This is a genomic window from Pseudomonas sp. DW-iso17 (assembly GCF_058725345.1).
Genome location: NZ_JBZXEA010000032.1, coordinates 107,238 through 125,424, shown reverse-complemented (window position 1 = coordinate 125,424; position 18,187 = coordinate 107,238). Strand labels below are relative to the sequence as shown.

Below are 18,187 nucleotides of genomic sequence, written 5' to 3'. Positions count from 1 at the left end.
GCATAAACTTCCTTAACCCTTGATGCAATCGACGGTGTAACGACGGCCACTGCCGTCATCTTCGTGTTGCAGCCCATGCACATCCGCGACAAAACCGGGGAAACTGCTATCGAACGTGCGGGCAAATGCCAGGTAATCGATGATTGAACGGGTTGACTCGGTGAAGCGTTCGCCGGGCATGATCAGAGGTATGCCCGGCGGGTAAGGCACCAGCATCACGGCGGCGATGCGTCCGGCCAAGGCATCGATGCAGACCGCCTCCACCTCGCCCCTGACCAGTTGGTCGTAGGCATCGGCGGGTTTCATCGCGATTTGCGGCAATACCGTATACATACGTTTGAGGTGCCTGGCCGTGGCATTACTACGGTAACAGCTGTGCAACTGGTCGCAAAGGTCGCGCAGCCCCAGGCCTTGATAACGCGCCGGGCCTTGGGCATACACCGACGGCAAGCAACTGGCCAGGCTGACATTGGCATCGTAGCTACGCTTGAACTCCAGCAACTCAGTGAGCAAGGTGCTCCATTTGCCTTTGGTAATGCCCATGGAAAACAGCACGAGGAACGAATACAGCCCAGTCTTCTCCACTACCAGACCGCGCTCCCAGAGGAACTTGCTGACCACTGCAGCGGGAATCCCACACTCGCTCAAGGCCCCACCGGCGTTGAGGCCAGGCATCACCAGCGTGACTTTGATCGGGTCCAGCAATACGTAGTCTTCGACCACGTCGCCAAAGCCATGCCATTCATCCCCAGGGTGCAACAACCAATCCGCCGTGGCGACCCGGTCGATGCCCGCGACCGAGGGTGGCTGCCAGATAGAGAACCACCAGTCTTGGGCCGCTATATGCTGGCGCAAGTTGGCCAGGGCACGGCGAAAACTCAAGGCCTCGTCGAACATTTCCTGAAGCAGCGAGCGTCCGGCCGGGCCCTCCATCATTGCCGAGGCCACATCCAGCGACGCGATGATGCTGTATTGCGGCGAGGTGGAGATATGCATCATGAAGGCTTCATTGAAGCGGTCACGGTCCAGTTGCCTTGCGCCGCCATCCTGCACGTGGATCATCGACGCCTGGCTGAATGCCGCCAGCAACTTATGCGTACTGTGGGTGGTGAACACCAAGGGGCTGTCCGGCGTGCGCGAGGTGCCCATGCCATAGCGCCCGGCGAAGAACTCGTGAAAGGCAGCATAGGCATACCAGGCCTCATCAAAGTGCAGCACCTCGACACTGTTGCCCAGTTGCTGCTTGATCAGTTCGGCGTTGTAACACAGGCCGTCATAGGTGGAGTTGGTCACCACCGCCAATTTCACTTTCGGTGGTCGCCCACGGGTCAAGGGGCTGGCGTCGATCTTGGCGCGGATCGACTCAGGGCTGAATTCGCTCAGGGGGATAGGGCCGATGATCCCTAGCTCGTTGCGCTCCGGGCACAGGTACAGCGGGATCGCGCCGGTCATGATGATCGAATGCAACACCGACTTGTGGCAATTGCGGTCCACTAGCACCAGGTCATCGCGCCCCACCATGGAATGCCAGACGATCTTGTTGGCGGTGGACGTGCCGTTGATCACGAAGAACGTATGGTCGGCGCCAAAGTTGCGCGCGGCGCGGGCCTCGGCTTCGGCCAAAGGCCCGGTGTGATCGAGCAGCGAGCCCAGTTCGGGCACCGACACCGACAAGTCAGAGCGCAGGGTGTTTTCCCCAAAGAACTGATGAAAGGCCTGCCCCACCGGGCTTTTGCGATAGGCCACGCCACCGCCATGACCGGGGGTGTGCCAGGAATAATTGGAGTCGGCGGTGTGTTGCACCAGCGCCTTGAAGAACGGCGGCAACAGGCCATCCAGGTAAGTGCGTGCGGCGCGGGCGACCTGGCGCGCCAGAAACGGCACGGTGTCTTCGAACAGATAAAGGATGCCGCGCAGTTGGTTGAGCTCGCTCATGGCATCGGCGGGTGCGTTTTCTAGCGTGACTTGCTCGCCCAGCGCAAAGATCGGCAGGTTGGGTGCGCGCAGGCGCGCCAAGCGAATCAACTCCACCATGTTCTGCAACAGATGGGTGTTTTCCCCGGCGCCTTCGGCGGCAATCAGCATGCAGGCCAGACCGTGATGGGTAGCGGCCACCAGCCGCCCCTCGGCGTAGTCCACCGCAGAAAAAATACTGAAGCCCTCCTGTTCCAACTCCCTGGCGATGCCTCGAACCCGGTCACCGGCAACGGTGTCGGCCTTGATGTCACGGTGCACGATCAGAACGGGGAACTTCAGGTCTTTGTACATGAGCACTCTTACTCCGGAGGCTTTGCACAAGGGTAGAAGCTGGAAGCAAAAGTGGCGAATGAAGATTTCACAGGTGGTCGAGAGGTATCTACATAAGTCGCGAGGGAGCTTGCTCCCGTGACGGCCCGCCTGCCGGGCCATACCTGCCTCACACCCGCGATCAAACTGTGGGAGCTGGCTTGCCTGCGAATGCGGCCTGCCAGCCGACACTTATCTACCTGAGGCTCCGCAATCCAAATGTGGGTGGGCTGGGCCGGCATTCCGGCTTTTCCAAAGTGACCCGCTGTCAGAGCGCAACGCTAAGTGGCCGTCACCGCAGGAATGGAGATGTACCCAATCCAACCGTGTTGACTGTCAGGCCGCATTCGCGAGCAAGCCCGCTCCCACAATTTGATCGCGGGGCGTCAGGTCGATAGGCGTTGGCTGGCAGGCCGCTATCGCAGGCAAGCCAGCTCCCACAGTTTGATCGCGCAGCGTCAGGTAGATAGGTATTGGCTGGCAGGCCGCCACGGGAGCAAGCTCCCTCGCCACAGATGCAACTGTGTAAGTACCCATGGCTGCAAGCCTGCTCCTCCTACATGAGCGGTTATTGCTGAGTGAGTTGAGTCCACAACGCCGGCGCACCGGCTGCCTTGGCGATCGCTTCCAAGCGTGCCGCATGCTCGGCCAGGTCCTGCTCGCTGGCACGGATGATCGGCGTCGGTTTGCGATCAGCTGGCAAGCGGCGGATTTCCGAAGGGCGGTTGCCCGAGCCTTCCGCCGAACCGCTGCCATCGGACGCATTACCGGCCAGGGACAGGCTGGTCTGCCCGCCGGTCATGGTCAGGTAAACGTCGGCCAGGATCTCGGAGTCGAGCAAGGCGCCGTGGAGTTCACGGCCGGAGTTGTCGACGCCATAGCGCTTGCACAAGGCATCGAGGCTGTTGCGTTGGCCCGGGTGGCGCTCGCGGGCCATCATCAAGGTATCGAGGATCGTGCAGTGTTGGGAGATGTCCGCACGGTCGGTCTGCCCCATCAGGGCAAATTCGTTATTGATGAAGCCGATGTCGAACGCCGCGTTATGGATGATCAACTGGGCGCCATTAATGAATTCGAAGAACTCATCGGCCACTTCGGCGAAGCGCGGCTTGCCCTTGAGGAATTCGTCGGTGATGCCGTGGACGCCAATCGCGCCCTCATCACTGTCGCGGTCCGGTTGCAGGTAGACGTGGAAGTGGCGGCCGGTCAGGCGGCGCCCCATCAATTCGACACAGCCGATTTCGATGATCCGGTGACCATCGGTCACCGGCATGCCGGTGGTTTCGGTATCGAGTACAACAGATCGGATGGCCATCAGGGTTCAGCTCTCAACGGTTCGGTACAGTTCAAGGGGCGGGATATTAGCACGCTCTGTAAACGAAGCGCCCATGGCACCCAGCCACCGGTGGACACCCAACAGTTATTTACAAGATTTCGCAAACTTGCTGCGGATTGCTACGCCCCTCATCGCTAACCTGCGCGCCTCCTCCAGATACGGAATTCCCTGACTCATGTTCAACCTGAAATGGCTGTTCATCCCCTGCCTGCTCAGCGCTGCCGGTGCGCGAGCCACCAGTTTCGTGATGACCACTGACGCCTTGGTGAGCCTGTCGATGAGTGCCACGGGCGGCACCAGCAGCAGCTTCAAGGACGACAAGATTGTGCTGGCGGCCAAGGCCGATGCCGCATCGTTTGTCGCAAGCGAAGGTGCAATACGCGGTGCCCAACTAGAGTCAGCCTTGCGGCATATTCGCCAGACGAGAGTGGACCTGCGATACACGGACGAACAACTCGCCCGTGCGATCCTGGCTCTGTAAGCGACAACAATCACGGGATCTTTGTGATCAGGCCAACGTCTGCCTGCCTGAAGCTCAATGCCGTGCGGGTAGATTCGCCACACGCGATGGCGGCGGTGAAGCAGCGGCTCGAGCGGCCGCTGCGGTGTCGCTGACTCAGCTCTGCTTGTAGCCGCGCACTTCATCCACGCCACGGTTGGCCAACTGGTCGGCGCGCTCGTTGCCAGGGTGGCCAATGTGCCCGCGCACCCATTTCCAGGTGATGTCGTGACGGTTGCACTGTTCATCGAGCAATTGCCACAGGTCGGCGTTCTTGACCGGCTCCTTGGCCGCTGTCTTCCAGCCACGTTTTTTCCAGTTGACCATCCACTCGTTGATGCCCTTCATCACGTACTGCGAGTCGGTCACCAGGAGTACGTTGCAGCGCCGCTTGAGTTCTTCGAGGCCGCGAATCGCGCCCATCAGTTCCATGCGGTTATTGGTGGTATTGGCTTCGCCGCCCCACAATTCCTTCTCCACGCCCTTGCACACTAGCAAGGCGCCCCAGCCGCCCGGGCCGGGGTTGCCCTTGCAGGCGCCATCGGTGAAGAGTTCTACGCTATCGGTCATCGGTTATTCGGCCTGAAATCAAAAAGAGGTTTTACGGTTCGCGTTGTTCGCGGTTGACCTTGGCCAACGGCATCGGCACGAGCTTGCCGATCGGCTCGCGGCGCACTTGTTGCACCGGTCGCAGCCCGACCACGATCTTGCGTGCAACCAGCAAATAGAAGCCGCCACCCGACAGCTGCCAGGCCCCTGCGCGGCGCTCCCAACCGGCCAGGCGGCCCTGCCACTTGGCCGTCGCAAGCGGCGGACGATAGCACCCGAAGCGGCGTTTCTCCAGCGCGAAGCCCAGCAGGTTGAGCCAGTCGCCCACCCGTGATGGCGCGATGCAACGCGCCTGACGCAGTCCGTCATGGGCGAACACACGGCGCAGGCCCCAACTGCTCCAGGGGTTGATGCCGACAATCAGTAAATGGCCACCAGGGCGCACGCTGCTCGCCGCTTCGCGCAACAAACCGTGGGGCGACAGGCAGAAATCCAGGCCATGCTGCAACACCACCACATCGGCGGCGTGTTCGCTCAACGGCCAGGCCTGTTCCTCGCAGACGATTTCCACACCTGGCAATGGCGCGCCCAGGCGTACATTGCGTTGCACCTGCGGTGCCGAGGGCGGCGTGTCGGCCGACGGCCCGTAATGCACCAGGTAGCCCCCAAAGAACCGGCCCAGCTCGTCTTCGAGCATGCGCCGCTCTTCTTCCAGCAAAAACTGCCCAATCGGCCCGGACAACCATTCGCGGGCGGCGCTGATCAGGGCCAGCCACTCAGGATCGGCCTGGGCGAACGCTTTATCAGTCATTGCATTCTCCAACTCGCCTAGACGTTCTAAGATGCACCAATGTGTTCAGCTTGGCGAATCGAAGAATGATACAGATCAGTGCCCTACCCGCCTTCACCGACAACTACATCTGGTTGTTACAAGACCCCACGACCCTGCGCTGCGCCGTGGTCGACCCCGGCGATGCCGCGCCAGTACTGGCCTGGCTCAAGCAGAATGCCGAGTGGCGCCTCAGCGACATTCTGGTCACCCATCATCACCATGATCATGTGGGCGGTGTGGAGCAACTGAAAACTGTCACCGGCGCCACGGTCTACGGCCCGGCCAACGAAAAGATCCCGGCGCGGGATGTGGCCTTACAGGATAACGACCGTATCAGCGTGCTGGGCTGGGACTTCGACGTGTACGCCGTGCCTGGCCACACCCTCGGCCACATCGCCTTTTACCACCAGGGCGTATTGCTGTGTGGCGATACCTTGTTCGCCGCGGGTTGCGGTCGCCTGTTCGAAGGCACACCCGAACAGATGTACAACTCTCTGGAACGCCTGGCCGCCCTGCCCGCCGATACGCAGGTGTACTGCACCCATGAATACACGCAAAGTAACTTGAAATTTGCCCAAGCCGTGGAACCGCACAACGCCGACATCGCCGAACGGGTGGAAAATGTCGCCCAACTTCGCGCCCGTGGTGAGATGACGCTGCCCTCCAACCTGGCCCTGGAAAAACGTACTAACCCTTTTCTGCGCACCGCTGAAACATCCGTTAAACAAAAAGCGGACGAACGGAACGGCCGCGACAACCGCTCTGGGGGCGAGGTGTTTGCTAGCTTGAGGGCTTGGAAAGATAAGTTCTAACCAGATGCAATCTGATACGTAATTTCTGAATGGTTGACCGGAACCAAAGCGCTTTCTAGAATCGCCCGACATTTTTGCCCGGAACTTACTTCCAGCCAATGTCGTCATCTATTCGTAAATCCATTTCTTCAGACGCATTGACCCGCCTGGCTCAAGCCGTGGCGGTGGCCGTTTCCGCGACTCTGGCGGGCTGCCAATCGACCAATTACGCTGCACAATCCACCGTGCAACCCAAACCGAATCTTGCTGCCAAGATCAAGCAAAAACCTATTTGGCTATCAGAGAAGCCCAGCCCCGAAGTACCCCAGGACGTCTGGGAACGCATGCGTCGGGGCTTTCAATTGCAGGACGGTGTCGGCGTCAACCCGCGCATCGAGCAACAGCGCCTGTGGTTCGCCAGTAACCCCTCCTTTCTGGAAAATGCCGGCGAACGCGGCAGCCTCTACATTCATTACATCGTCGAACGCCTTGAAGAACGCAACATGCCCCTGGAACTGGCGCTGCTGCCAGTGATTGAAAGTGCCTACAACCCAATGGCCTATTCGCGCAGCGATGCGGTCGGCTTGTGGCAGTTCATTCCCTCCACCGGGCGCTACTTCAACCTGCGCCAGACCCGCGCCTACGATGGCCGCCGCGACATCACCGCCTCCACCACCGCCGCCCTGGACTATCTGACGCGTCTGCATGACATGTTCAACGGCGACTGGCTGCTGGCCCTGGCGGCCTATAACGCCGGCGAAGGCACGGTCAGCCGGGCAATCGAGCGCAACGAAAAGCTCGGCCTGCCCACTGACTACTGGAACCTGCCCCTGCCTCAGGAAACCAAGGACTATGTGCCCAAATTCCTGGCCTTGTCCCAGGTGGTACTGGCGCCCGAGGCCTATGGCGTCAACCTGAACCCGATTGCCAACACACCGTACTTCGAAGTAGTTGAAGTCAAGCAAAGCATGGACCTGTCACGGGTTGCCGCGCTGGCCGAGATCGACGAAGACGAACTGTTCCAGCTCAACCCGGCCTTGAAACAACGCACCACTCTGGATGGCCCCCAGCATCTGCTGGTACCAACCTCCAAGGCCCAACTGCTGACCAGCACCCTTTCGACGATGAAGCCGGAAGAATTGCTGAGCATGCGCCCCAAGAAGCCGGTGTTCGACGAAGTCGAGACCAAGGCGGTTGCCGGGCGTACCCGCAGCTACAAGGTACGCAGTGGCGATAACCTCACGCTGATCGCCAAGGCCAACAAGGTTGACGTGCATGACCTGCAGCGCTGGAACAAGCTCAACGGCCAGGCGCTCAAGGTCGGCCAGACCCTGGTGATGCAGGACACGCGTAAAGTCGCGGCGAAAAAACCGGTGCAGTACAAGGTCAAGAAAGGTGACTCGCTGTACATGGTGGCCAAGCGCTTCAACGTTGAGATGCAACACCTCAAGCGTTGGAACCCGCGCACCGGCCAGGCATTGAAGCCAGGGCAGATGCTGGTGGTTTCCGGGCCGCGCTAATACCTCGGGGAGAGCTGGCTTGTGTGGGAGCTGGCTTGCCTGCGATGCAGGCACCTCGGTCTATCAGTCAGACCGCAGTGATGCTATCGCAGGCAAGCCAGCTCCCACATTTGACCTTCACACCGTCCAATAGCTCGCAGTGCGCAACATGGCCTTCCCGACAGCCTTTTTCCAACCGGAACAAGCTGTTACTGTACCGATCATAAAGCCCAAGCCGCCTGGATCGGATCTCTGACTTGAAGCGTCCCCTCCTTCTACTAATAAGCCTGGCCTTGAGCTTTGCGGCGAACGCGACGATCACCGAGAGCCACGGTTATGCGCAGTTCGGCACACTCAAGTACCCGGCCAAATTCACCCATTACGATTGGGTAAACCCTGCAGCGCCCAAAGGCGGGACGCTGCGGGTGATGGCATTTGGCACCTTCGATACGCTCAACCCCTACACCTTCAAGGGTTCAAGCCCGGTTTCCACCGCCAACTTCCTGCAGTACGGCGTCAACGAGCTCAATGAGCCCTTGATGGTGGGCACCGGGCAATACGCGCCGTCGGGCGATGAACCCACCTCCAGTTATGGCCTGATTGCCCAGTCGGTGGAATACAGCGAGGACCGCAGTTGGGTGGTGTTCAACCTGCGCCCCGAAGCACGCTTTCACGACGGCAAGCCGATCACAGCCGATGACGTGGCGTTCTCCTATCGCACCCTACTGACCGAAGGCCACCCGCAGTACCGCACCAATCTGCAAGAAGTGGCACGGGTCGATATCCTCAACCCCCACCGTATCCGCTTTGTGTTCAAGCGCGCCGGCAACCCCTTGCTGATCCTGCGCCTGGGCGAGTTGCCGGTGCTGCCCCAGCACTATTGGAAAAACCGTGATTTCAAGGCCACCACCTTCGAGCCGCCCCTGGGCAGTGGGCCTTATCGCATCACCAAGGTTGCGCCTGGGCGGCAACTGGTGTTTGAACGGGTCAAGGATTACTGGGGCAAAGACCTGCCGGTCAACCAGGGTTTCTATAACTACGACAAGGTTGAAGTGGAATTCTATCGCGACAGCGACGTGGCCTTTGAAGCCTTCAAGGCCGGTGAATTCGATATTTATATCGAGCATCAGGCCAAGAACTGGGCCACCGGTTACAACTTCCCGGCGGTCAACCGCGGCGATGTGATCAAGGCGCAGATCGCCCATCAGATCCCCACCCAGAGCCAGGGCCTGTTCATGAATACCCGGCGACCGGCGTTCAGCCAGGCCAAGGTGCGTGAAGCCCTGGGGTTGATGTTCGATTTTGAATGGACCAACCGCACGCTGTTCAGCAGCGCCTACAAGCGTTCGGTGAGCTATTACCCCAACAGTGAATTCTCGGCCACCGGTCTGCCCGTGGGCCATGAGTGGTTGATGCTCTCGCCCTACCGCGACCAACTGCCGGCCGCGCTGTTTACCCAACCGTTCAGCCTGCCGCACACCGATGGCCGTGGCATTCCCCGCGAAACCCTGCGCCAGGCCCTGGCCCTGCTCAGCGAGGCCGGCTGGAAACTGTCGGGGCAGCGCCTGCTGGACAAGGGCGGGCAACCGCTGCGCCTGGAAATCCTGTTGGTCAACCCGAACCTTGAGCGCATCCTGCAACCTTATGTCGAAAATCTGACCCGCATCGGCATCGACGCCCGCTTGCGCACCGTTGACCGCGCACAGTACAAACAGCGCCTCGATCAATTCGATTTCGACATGATTCTGATGACTCTCAACCAGACCTTGAGCCCCGGTCTTGAGCAGTGGCAGTACTTCCACTCCAGCCAGGCCGCAATCAAGGGCAGCAAGAATTACGCCGGTATCGCCAACCCGGTGGTCGACCACCTGCTGGACCAACTGCTGGCGGCGCAGACCCGCGACGAACAACTGGCTGCCGGCCGCGCCCTGGACCGGGTGCTGCTGTGGCAGCACTACAGCATTCCCAACTGGTACCTCAACTATCATCGCCTGGCGTACCGCAACCGGTTCGCCTTCGTCACCACGCCGCCCTACAGCCTGGGCCTGAGCGCGTGGTGGCTGAAAGCTTCGGAGAAAGCCCAATGATGTCCTTGCGTACTACCCTGCTCGCCAGCCTGTTGCTGTGCACCGCGGCGCACGCCGCGCCGCAACATGCGCTGACTCTCTACAACGAGCCCCCCAAGTACCCCGCCGACTTCAAGCATTTTGACTACGTAAACCCCGACGCCCCCAAGGGCGGGACCTTCCGCGAATCGGCCATGGGCGGCTTCGACAGCCTCAACCCCTATATCAGCAAGGGCGTGCCGGCAGACAACCTGCCGCTGATCTACGACACCTTGGCCATGCAAAGCCTGGACGAACCCATCACCGAATACGGCCTGGTGGCTGGCAAAATCGAAAAAGCCCCGGACAACAGCTGGGTGCGCTTCTACCTGCGCCCCGAAGCGCGCTTCCATGATGGCCACCCGATCCGCGCTGAAGACGTGGTGTTCACCTTCCAGACCCTGATCAAGGAAGGCAACCCGCTGTACCGCAACTACTACGCCGACGTCGATGAAGTCGTGGCTGAAGACCCGTTGCGCGTGCTGTTCAAGTTCAAGCGCACCAACAACCGCGAATTGCCGCTGATCCTGGGGCAGTTGCCAGTGCTGCCTAAACACTGGTGGGCGACCCGGGATTTTTCCAAGGGCAATCTGGAAGTCCCCTTGGGCAGCGGGCCTTACCAAGTGGCGGAGGTCAAGCCAGGCCGTATGATTCGCTACGAGCGGGTCAAGGATTATTGGGCCAAGGACCTGCCGGTCAATAAGGGCTTCTACAACTTCGATACCCGCATCACCGATTACTACCGCGACAGCACCGTCTCCCTGGAAGCCTTGAAGGCCGGGCAGTTCGACTACTGGTTGGAGTTCAGCGCCAAGAACTGGGCCAATGCCTACAATATTCCAGCGGTGAAAGAAGGCCGTTTGATCAAGGAAGAAATCCCCAACGGCAACCCCACCGGCATGCAGGGCTTCGTGTTCAACATGCGCAAGCCGATGTTCCAGGACGTGCGGGTGCGCAAGGCCATCAGCCTGTTGCTGGATTTCGAATGGAGCAACAAACAGCTGTTCAACGGTGCCTACACCCGTACCCGCAGCTATTTCGAAAACTCGGAAATGGCCGCCACCGGCCTACCCGGTCCGGACGAGCTGGCGATTCTCGAGCCGCTGCGCGACAAGATCCCTGGCGAAGTCTTCACCCAGGCATTCGAACCGTCCCACACCGACGGCAGCGGCATGATTCGCACCCAACAGCGCGAGGCCTACCAACTGCTGCAAGAAGCGGGCTGGAAGATCGTTGACGACAAAATGGTCGACAATACCGGCAAACCGGTGACCATCGAGTTCCTGCTGGCCCAGACCGAGTTCGAGCGCATCCTGCTGCCGTTCAAGCGCAACCTGGCGGACCTGGGCATCGACCTGGTGATTCGTCGGGTGGACGTCTCGCAGTTCGTCAACCGCCTGCGCTCGCGCGACTTCGACATGCTGGTGGGCAGCTTCCCGCAATCCACCTCGCCGGGTAACGAGCAGCGCGAGTTCTGGAAATCCTCCAGCGCCGACAAGCCCGGCAGCCGCAACTACATGGGCCTCAAGGACCCCGCCGTCGACCAGTTGGTGGAAGAGTTGATCGACGCCGGTTCGCGGCAAAGCCTGATCGCCCACGCCAGGGCGCTGGATCGCGTGCTGCAGTTCGGCTACTACGTGATTCCCAACTGGCACATCAAGACCTTCCGCGTGGCGTACTGGGACCACCTGGGCCACCCCAAGGTCTCGCCACGCTACGACGTCGGCACCGCCACCTGGTGGGCTAAACCCGACGTCAAACCGGCGGTATCCCTCGACACCACGCAGAACGCCGATGCGGCGAGCGGAGGCGATTGAATGCTGGCCTATATTGTTCGCCGCCTGTTGCTGATCATCCCCACGCTGTTCGGGATCTTGCTGATCAACTTTGTCATCATCCAGGCCGCTCCCGGCGGCCCGGTGGAGCAAATGATCGCCAAACTCGAAGGCTTCGACGGCGCCACCAGCCGCATTGCTGGCGGCGGGGCCGAAGTTGCGGTGGCCGGTTCCAGCTACCGTGGCGCCCAGGGCCTGGACCCGGCGCTGATCAAGGAAATCGAAAAGATGTACGGCTTCGACAAATCGGCGCCGGAACGCTTGTGGATCATGGTCAAGAACTACGCCCAGCTGGACTTCGGTGACAGCTTTTTCCGGGACGCCAAGGTCATCGACCTGATCAAGGAGAAGATGCCGGTGTCCATTTCCCTCGGGTTGTGGAGCACCCTGATCATGTACCTGGTGTCCATCCCCCTGGGGATCGCCAAGGCCACGCGCCACGGCAGCCATTTCGATGTGTGGACCAGCTCGGCGATCATCGTCGGCTACGCGATACCGGCGTTCCTGTTTGCGATTCTGCTGATCGTGGTGTTTGCCGGTGGTAGTTATTTCGACTGGTTCCCCTTGCGCGGGCTCACCTCCAACAACTTCGAGGAGTTGAGCTGGGGCGCCAAGATCCTCGATTACTTCTGGCACCTGGCGCTGCCCGTCACCGCCCTGGTGATCGGCAACTTCGCGACCATGACCCTGCTGACCAAGAACAGCTTTCTCGACGAGATCAACAAGCAGTACGTGGTCACCGCCAAGGCCAAGGGCCTGACCAACCGCCGCGTGCTGTATGGCCACGTGTTCCGCAACGCCATGCTGCTGGTGATCGCCGGTTTCCCTTCGGCCTTCATTGGCATCTTCTTTACCGGCTCGTTGTTGGTGGAGGTGATCTTCTCCCTCGACGGCCTGGGCCTGATGAGCTTTGAAGCGGCGATCAACCGTGACTACCCAGTGGTGTTCGGCACGCTGTTTATCTTCACCCTGCTGGGGCTGATCGTGAAACTGATCGGCGACCTCACCTACACCCTGGTCGATCCGCGAATCGACTTTGCCAGCCGGGAGCATTGAGATGAACCTGTCCCCCCTCAATCGCCGCCGGTTCGAGCGGTTCAAGGCCAACAAACGTGGCTGGTGGTCGCTGTGGCTGTTTCTGGTGCTGTTCGTGCTGAGCCTGGGCGCCGAGTTGATCGCCAACGACAAGCCCCTGGCGGTGCACTTCGACGGCGGCTGGTACTTCCCGGCGCTCAAGCGCTACCCGGAGACTACCTTCGGCGGTGAATTCCCGCTGGAAGCCAACTACAAGAGCCCGTATATCCAGGAACTGCTCAAGGCCAAGGACGCCTGGACCTTGTGGGCGCCGATTCCGTTCAGCTACCAGAGCATCAATTACGACCTGAAAGTCCCGGCCCCGGCGCCGCCGTCCTCGGTCAACCTGCTGGGCACCGATGACCAGGGGCGCGATGTGCTCGCGCGGGTGATCTACGGCTTTCGTGTATCGGTGCTCTTCGCCCTGACCCTGACCATACTCAGCTCGATCATCGGCGTGATTGCCGGCGCCTTGCAGGGCTTTTATGGCGGCTGGGTCGACCTGGCCGGGCAACGTTTCCTGGAGATCTGGTCCGGCTTGCCGGTGCTCTACCTGCTGATCATCCTGGCCAGCTTCGTGCAACCCAACTTCTGGTGGCTGCTGGGGATCATGCTGCTGTTTTCCTGGATGAGCCTGGTGGATGTGGTGCGCGCCGAGTTCCTGCGCGGGCGCAACCTGGAGTACGTGCGCGCGGCGCGGGCGCTGGGCATGCAGAACGGCGCGATCATGTTTCGTCACATCCTGCCCAATGCGATGGTCTCGACCATGACCTTCCTGCCCTTCATCCTCACCGGCGCCATTGGCACCCTCACCGCCCTGGACTTTCTCGGCTTCGGGCTGCCGGCAGGTTCGCCGTCGCTGGGTGAGCTGGTGGCCCAGGGCAAGTCCAACCTGCAAGCGCCGTGGCTGGGCATGAGTGCCTTTGCGGTGCTGGCGATCATGTTGAGCCTGCTGGTGTTTATCGGCGAGTCCGCTCGCGATGCGTTCGACCCGAGGAAATGAGATGAATCCGGACAATCTGATCGAAATCCGCGACCTCAGTGTCGAATTCGTCACCGGCGAGCACCACCACCGGGTGGTCAACCACGTCAGCTTCGACATCAAGCGCGGCGAAACCCTGGCGCTGGTGGGTGAAAGCGGTTCGGGCAAATCGGTCACCGCCCATTCGATCCTGCGCCTGCTGCCCTACCCGTTGGCCAGGCATCCGTCGGGCACTATCGAGTATTCAGGGCAAGACCTGCTGACGCTTAAAGAGAAGACCCTGCGGCATATACGCGGCAATCGGATTGCGATGATCTTCCAGGAGCCGATGACCTCGTTGAACCCGCTGCACTCCATCGAAAAACAGATCAACGAGGTGCTCGGCCTGCACAAGGGCCTGACCGGCACGGTCGCCACCCAGCGCACGTTGGAATTGCTGGAGCTGGTGGGTATCCCCGAACCGCACAAACGCCTCAAGGCCCTGCCCCATGAGCTGTCCGGCGGCCAGCGCCAGCGGGTGATGATCGCCATGGCCCTGGCCAACGAGCCGGAGTTGTTGATTGCCGACGAGCCCACCACGGCGCTGGATGTCACCGTGCAGTTGAAGATCCTGGAATTGCTCAAGGAGCTGCAGGCGCGGCTGGGCATGGCCCTGCTGCTGATCAGCCACGACCTCAACCTGGTACGGCGCATCGCCCATCGTGTGTGTGTGATGCAGCAAGGTTGCATCGTTGAACAGGCCGATTGCGAGACACTGTTCCAGTCGCCCCAGCATCCCTACACCCAGGAATTGCTCGCGGCGGAGCCCAGTGGTGGGCCAGCCAACAATGATGTCGGCCCTCCGCTGCTGGAAGTGGACGACCTGAAAGTCTGGTTTCCGATCAAGAAAGGCTTTTTGCGCAATACCGTCGATTACGTCAAGGCTGTGGACGGCATCAACTTCAGCCTGCCCCAGGGCCAAACCCTGGGCATCGTTGGCGAAAGTGGCTCGGGCAAGTCCACCTTGGGCCTGGCAATTTTGCGCCTGATCGGCAGCCAGGGCGGGATTCGCTTCGAAGGCCAGCAACTGGACCGCCTCAGCCAACAGCAGGTGCGCCCGTTGCGCCGGGAAATGCAGGTGGTGTTCCAGGACCCGTTCGGCAGCCTGAGCCCGCGCATGTGCGTCAGCGAGATCGTTGGCGAAGGCCTGCGTATCCACAAGATGGGCACGCCCGCCGAACAGGAAGCGGCGATTATCGCGGCGCTCAAGGAAGTGGGCCTGGACCCCGAATCCCGGCATCGCTACCCCCATGAATTTTCCGGCGGCCAGCGCCAACGCATCGCTATCGCCCGAGCGCTGGTGCTCAAGCCGCGCCTGATCCTGCTGGACGAACCCACCTCGGCCCTGGACCGCACGGTACAGCGCCAGGTGGTAGAGTTGCTGCGCGGTTTGCAGGCCAAGTACAACCTGACCTACCTGTTTATCAGCCATGACCTGGCAGTGGTGAAGGCGCTGAGTCACCAGTTGATGGTGGTCAAGCAAGGCCAGGTGGTGGAACAAGGCGATGCCCAGGCTATTTTTGCTGACCCGCAACATGCCTATACCCGGCAGTTGCTCAAGGCGGCTTTTTTGGTGCCGGCCTGACGGCACGCGGGTGCAAATGCAGGAGAAATAACGCCATGTCGCTCAGCCCAATCGCCCGTCCCGCAGACACGCCGCGCTTCTGGCGCGACGAACGCCTGCCGTTCATCGAAGCGCGCACCATCGCCGACGGGCGCAAGGTCACCTACACCCGGCACGCCCATGAGCATTTTTCCATCGGTGCGATCACCACCGGCTGCAGCTATTACCACTATGGCGCGCGCACCTTCGAAATCAGCGCCGGCACCGTGGTGCTGATGAACCCAGGCGATGTGCATGCGTGCAACCCCATCCATGACCAGCCCTGGTCCTACCACATGCTGTACCTGGACACGCCCTGGCTGACCGACCTGCAATACCAGCTGGGGTTCAGTACCGACCAGGGCTACCGGCCATTCGACACGCCCCATACCCGCGACACCACGCTGTACCACGGCTTGCTCGACCTGTACCGCACGCTAGTGGATGAACAGGCCGAACTGCTGCAAAAACAGAGCACGCTGGTGAGTTACTTCACCGAGGTGCAACAGCGTCTGAACCCTTCGTTGGCACCGGTACGCGAGGTCAACCACAAACTCGAACGCGCCGCCGACTACATCCGCGCTTACTGCACTCAGGCCTTGAAACTCGAAGACATCTGCCAGGCGGCCGACCTGTCGCCGTCTTACCTGATCCGCGCGTTCAAGCAGTATTACGGCTTGACGCCCCACGCCTTCATGGTCAACCGACGCATCCAGTTTGCCCGCAGCCAACTGCGCAATGGCGCACTGATTGCCGACGTCGCCCTGGCCGCGGGCTTTGCCGACCAGGCGCACTTCCAGCGCACCTTCAAACAACACCTCGCGGCCACGCCGGGGCAATACCGCGAGAACCTCAAGCCATCAGCAAATAACCCACACTGGCCACCAGCAACGCGGCCATTGAGCGGTTGAACAGCCGTACACCTTTGGGGTTGTTCAAGTAGCGGCGTAAAAACGTCCCCGCATACACCCAGCACGCCACCGACAGGTAGCAGATCACCAGGTAAAGCGCGGCAAACAACCACACCTGCGCCGCATCGCCATCAGCCACAAACAACCCCATGCCTGCCACACACGCCAGCCAGGCTTTCGGGTTGAGCCACTGCATGATCGCGCCATACAGCATCGACGGCGCGGTGTCGGTACCGTCAGCGTCCAGCCGACCATCGTCCACGGCGAGTTTCCACGCCATGTACAACAGGAACGCGACTCCGCCCCAGCGGATCAATTGGATCAGTATCGGCCAGCGCACCAGCACTTCATGCAGCCCCAGGCCGATCAGTATCAACAACAAGGTGAAACCTACGGCGGCGCCCAACACATGTTTCTGGCTGGCGACAAAACCGAAACGCGCGCCGGCACTTAAAGCAACCACATTGACGGGGCCGGGCGTGATGGACGTGGCCAGGGCAAAAGCGGCCATGGAGAGGATCAAGCTCATTACAGTTCCTTGTGTGATGCCAACGATGTTGAGATCACGGTAACGCGCCGGGCGATGAGCGTATTGAACAAAATGCCCCTGGGCGCTTCAGAAACGAACGCTGATCTGATGGATGCCCCCACGATCAAACTATGGGAGCGGGCTTGCCCGCGAAGGCGGCGTGTCAGCCACTGCATCTTTAACTGAACCACCGCTTTCGCAGGCAAGCCAGCTCCCACATTTGGACCGTGGAGCGTCGCGGGAGCAAGCGCCCTCGCCACAGGTACAGCGCGTGGCCACTTGGAGGGGATGACACCGCCTCACCCTTGGTATCCTGCCACTCCAACCCACAGGGACCCGTGCGCATGCAAATCAACCCAGCCTTTATCCTTCACCAGACCGAGCACTGGCAGCTCAACCACCACCTGACCTCAAAGCTGCCCGGTTACCTGATGCTGGGCGCCAGGGCGCCGATTGACGCCCTCCCCGACATGCCTGAAGCCGCTCTGGCCGAACTGGGCGGCCTGCTCGCCAATATCCAGCGGGTGATGCAAACCCAGCTCCAGCCAAAATGGCTGTATATCAGCCGTTACGGCCATGTGCCGGGCTTACCGCTGCATTTTCATTGCATCCCCGTCTATGACTGGGTAGAGCAAGCGTTCTGGCGGGACGAACGCTATCGCTCGCTGAACGCTTTCGGGACGCCCCCCCTCGAACCCATGACCGATGGCGCTGAACTGACCCTGTTCGTATGGCGCGAGTTTGGCGAGAGCCTCACCCCGCCGCCGATTCAAGGGCCAGGGATAGAGCCTGTGATCGAGCAATTGCGCGCTGCATTCAAACGGGACTCATAACCCGCAACCGCTTCACCATCGGTACACACGCCAGCACCAACCCGGACGGCGAGCGGTACACCGCCTGCTCATCGCCCACATACCCGCACGCTCTATAAAAACTCACCGCGTTCAGTGTCGCATCCAGCACAACCTGTTCAATCGCCCGCTGCTGCGCCATACGCTCCAAGTGAGCAAGCATCACTTTGCCAAACCCTCGCCCGCTGAATAGGGGCAATACAAACAAGGCTCCGATTTCATGGCTGGCAAGATCCAGCATGCCAGTGACGACTGGTTTGCCATTGAACCATCCCATGTAGAACTGTTTTTCCATCAGCGCGCCGTAGCCATCACTGGCGCGACCTCGGGTCCAGAGCGCCATTTGTTCAGCGCTATAGGCGCCAATGCATTGGCCGCGAATGGCCTCGCGACGAATCTCAAACGCACGCTCGGCGTCGTCCGGCGTGGCACGTTTTATCTCCAGCATCGCAAGCTCCTTCCGTGA

16 protein-coding genes are annotated in these 18,187 nt (G+C 60.7%); 10 read left to right on the top strand and 6 right to left on the bottom strand.

What is annotated here, in order from left to right; genetic code table 11:
- Positions 1-12: 12 nt before the first annotated feature.
- Positions 13-2,268 (bottom strand): Orn/Lys/Arg family decarboxylase, encoded by a 2,256-nt coding sequence (locus AC4PS6_RS18820; RefSeq protein ID WP_108538502.1) that lies wholly within the window; start codon positions 2,266-2,268, stop codon positions 13-15.
- Positions 2,269-2,854: 586 nt separating this feature from the next.
- Positions 2,855-3,595: a DNA polymerase III subunit epsilon gene (gene dnaQ, locus AC4PS6_RS18815; protein WP_164692278.1), complete on the bottom strand. Its 741-nt coding sequence runs from the start codon at positions 3,593-3,595 to the stop codon at positions 2,855-2,857.
- Positions 3,596-3,797: 202 nt separating this feature from the next.
- On the opposite strand from dnaQ, the gene AC4PS6_RS18810 reads away from it, so the two are divergent.
- The gene (locus AC4PS6_RS18810; RefSeq protein WP_336826350.1) at positions 3,798-4,103 is read left to right on the top strand and encodes a DUF2388 domain-containing protein; all 306 of its coding nucleotides are present in this window, start codon (positions 3,798-3,800) and stop codon (positions 4,101-4,103) included.
- Between the two features lie 135 nt (positions 4,104-4,238).
- Here the strand turns inward: AC4PS6_RS18810 and rnhA are convergent, their stop codons facing one another.
- Positions 4,239-4,691, bottom strand: a complete 453-nt coding sequence (gene rnhA / locus AC4PS6_RS18805; protein WP_003173571.1) for a ribonuclease HI — start codon at positions 4,689-4,691, stop codon at positions 4,239-4,241.
- Between the two features lie 31 nt (positions 4,692-4,722).
- A complete protein-coding gene (locus AC4PS6_RS18800; protein ID WP_003190694.1) occupies positions 4,723-5,481 on the bottom strand; it encodes a class I SAM-dependent methyltransferase in 759 nt (252 codons plus the stop codon).
- A gap of 65 nt (positions 5,482-5,546) precedes the next feature.
- Between AC4PS6_RS18800 and gloB the strand changes: the two genes are divergently transcribed.
- From gloB to AC4PS6_RS18760, 8 genes are all read left to right on the top strand, one after another.
- Positions 5,547-6,314, top strand: a complete 768-nt coding sequence (gene gloB, locus AC4PS6_RS18795) for a hydroxyacylglutathione hydrolase (RefSeq protein WP_336826348.1) — start codon at positions 5,547-5,549, stop codon at positions 6,312-6,314.
- Between the two features lie 98 nt (positions 6,315-6,412).
- On the top strand, positions 6,413-7,813 hold the full coding sequence (locus tag AC4PS6_RS18790) for a transglycosylase SLT domain-containing protein (RefSeq protein ID WP_020301567.1): 1,401 nt from the start codon (positions 6,413-6,415) through the stop codon (positions 7,811-7,813).
- 236 nt (positions 7,814-8,049) lie between these two features.
- The gene (locus AC4PS6_RS18785) at positions 8,050-9,879 is read left to right on the top strand and encodes an extracellular solute-binding protein (protein ID WP_014718255.1); all 1,830 of its coding nucleotides are present in this window, start codon (positions 8,050-8,052) and stop codon (positions 9,877-9,879) included.
- Positions 9,876-11,714 carry an extracellular solute-binding protein gene (locus AC4PS6_RS18780; protein ID WP_014718254.1) on the top strand — a complete coding sequence of 613 codons (1,839 nt, stop codon included), beginning with the start codon at positions 9,876-9,878 and terminating at the stop codon, positions 11,712-11,714. The genes AC4PS6_RS18785 and AC4PS6_RS18780 overlap by 4 nt, the downstream gene beginning before the upstream one ends.
- Positions 11,715-12,788 (top strand): microcin C ABC transporter permease YejB, encoded by a 1,074-nt coding sequence (locus tag AC4PS6_RS18775; protein WP_014718253.1) that lies wholly within the window; start codon positions 11,715-11,717, stop codon positions 12,786-12,788.
- Between the two features lies 1 nt (position 12,789).
- Positions 12,790-13,809 (top strand): ABC transporter permease, encoded by a 1,020-nt coding sequence (locus AC4PS6_RS18770; protein ID WP_003190688.1) that lies wholly within the window; start codon positions 12,790-12,792, stop codon positions 13,807-13,809.
- A gap of 1 nt (position 13,810) precedes the next feature.
- Complete coding sequence (locus tag AC4PS6_RS18765; RefSeq protein ID WP_020301569.1) at positions 13,811-15,412, top strand: ABC transporter ATP-binding protein; 1,602 nt, start codon at positions 13,811-13,813, stop codon at positions 15,410-15,412.
- Between the two features lie 35 nt (positions 15,413-15,447).
- Positions 15,448-16,341, top strand: a complete 894-nt coding sequence (locus AC4PS6_RS18760) for an AraC family transcriptional regulator (protein ID WP_020301570.1) — start codon at positions 15,448-15,450, stop codon at positions 16,339-16,341.
- On the opposite strand, the gene AC4PS6_RS18755 is transcribed toward AC4PS6_RS18760, so the two are convergent.
- The gene (locus tag AC4PS6_RS18755) at positions 16,283-16,870 is read right to left on the bottom strand and encodes a LysE family translocator (RefSeq protein WP_019820289.1); all 588 of its coding nucleotides are present in this window, start codon (positions 16,868-16,870) and stop codon (positions 16,283-16,285) included. The genes AC4PS6_RS18760 and AC4PS6_RS18755 overlap by 59 nt on opposite strands.
- A 344-nt stretch (positions 16,871-17,214) precedes the next feature.
- Here AC4PS6_RS18755 and AC4PS6_RS18750 point away from each other — a divergent pair, with 344 nt between their 5' ends.
- Positions 17,215-17,703: an HIT family protein gene (locus tag AC4PS6_RS18750; protein ID WP_014718250.1), complete on the top strand. Its 489-nt coding sequence runs from the start codon at positions 17,215-17,217 to the stop codon at positions 17,701-17,703.
- Here the strand turns inward: AC4PS6_RS18750 and AC4PS6_RS18745 are convergent.
- Positions 17,687-18,169, bottom strand: a complete 483-nt coding sequence (locus AC4PS6_RS18745) for a GNAT family N-acetyltransferase (protein ID WP_014718249.1) — start codon at positions 18,167-18,169, stop codon at positions 17,687-17,689. The genes AC4PS6_RS18750 and AC4PS6_RS18745 overlap by 17 nt on opposite strands.
- Between the last annotated feature and the right edge of the window lie 18 nt (positions 18,170-18,187).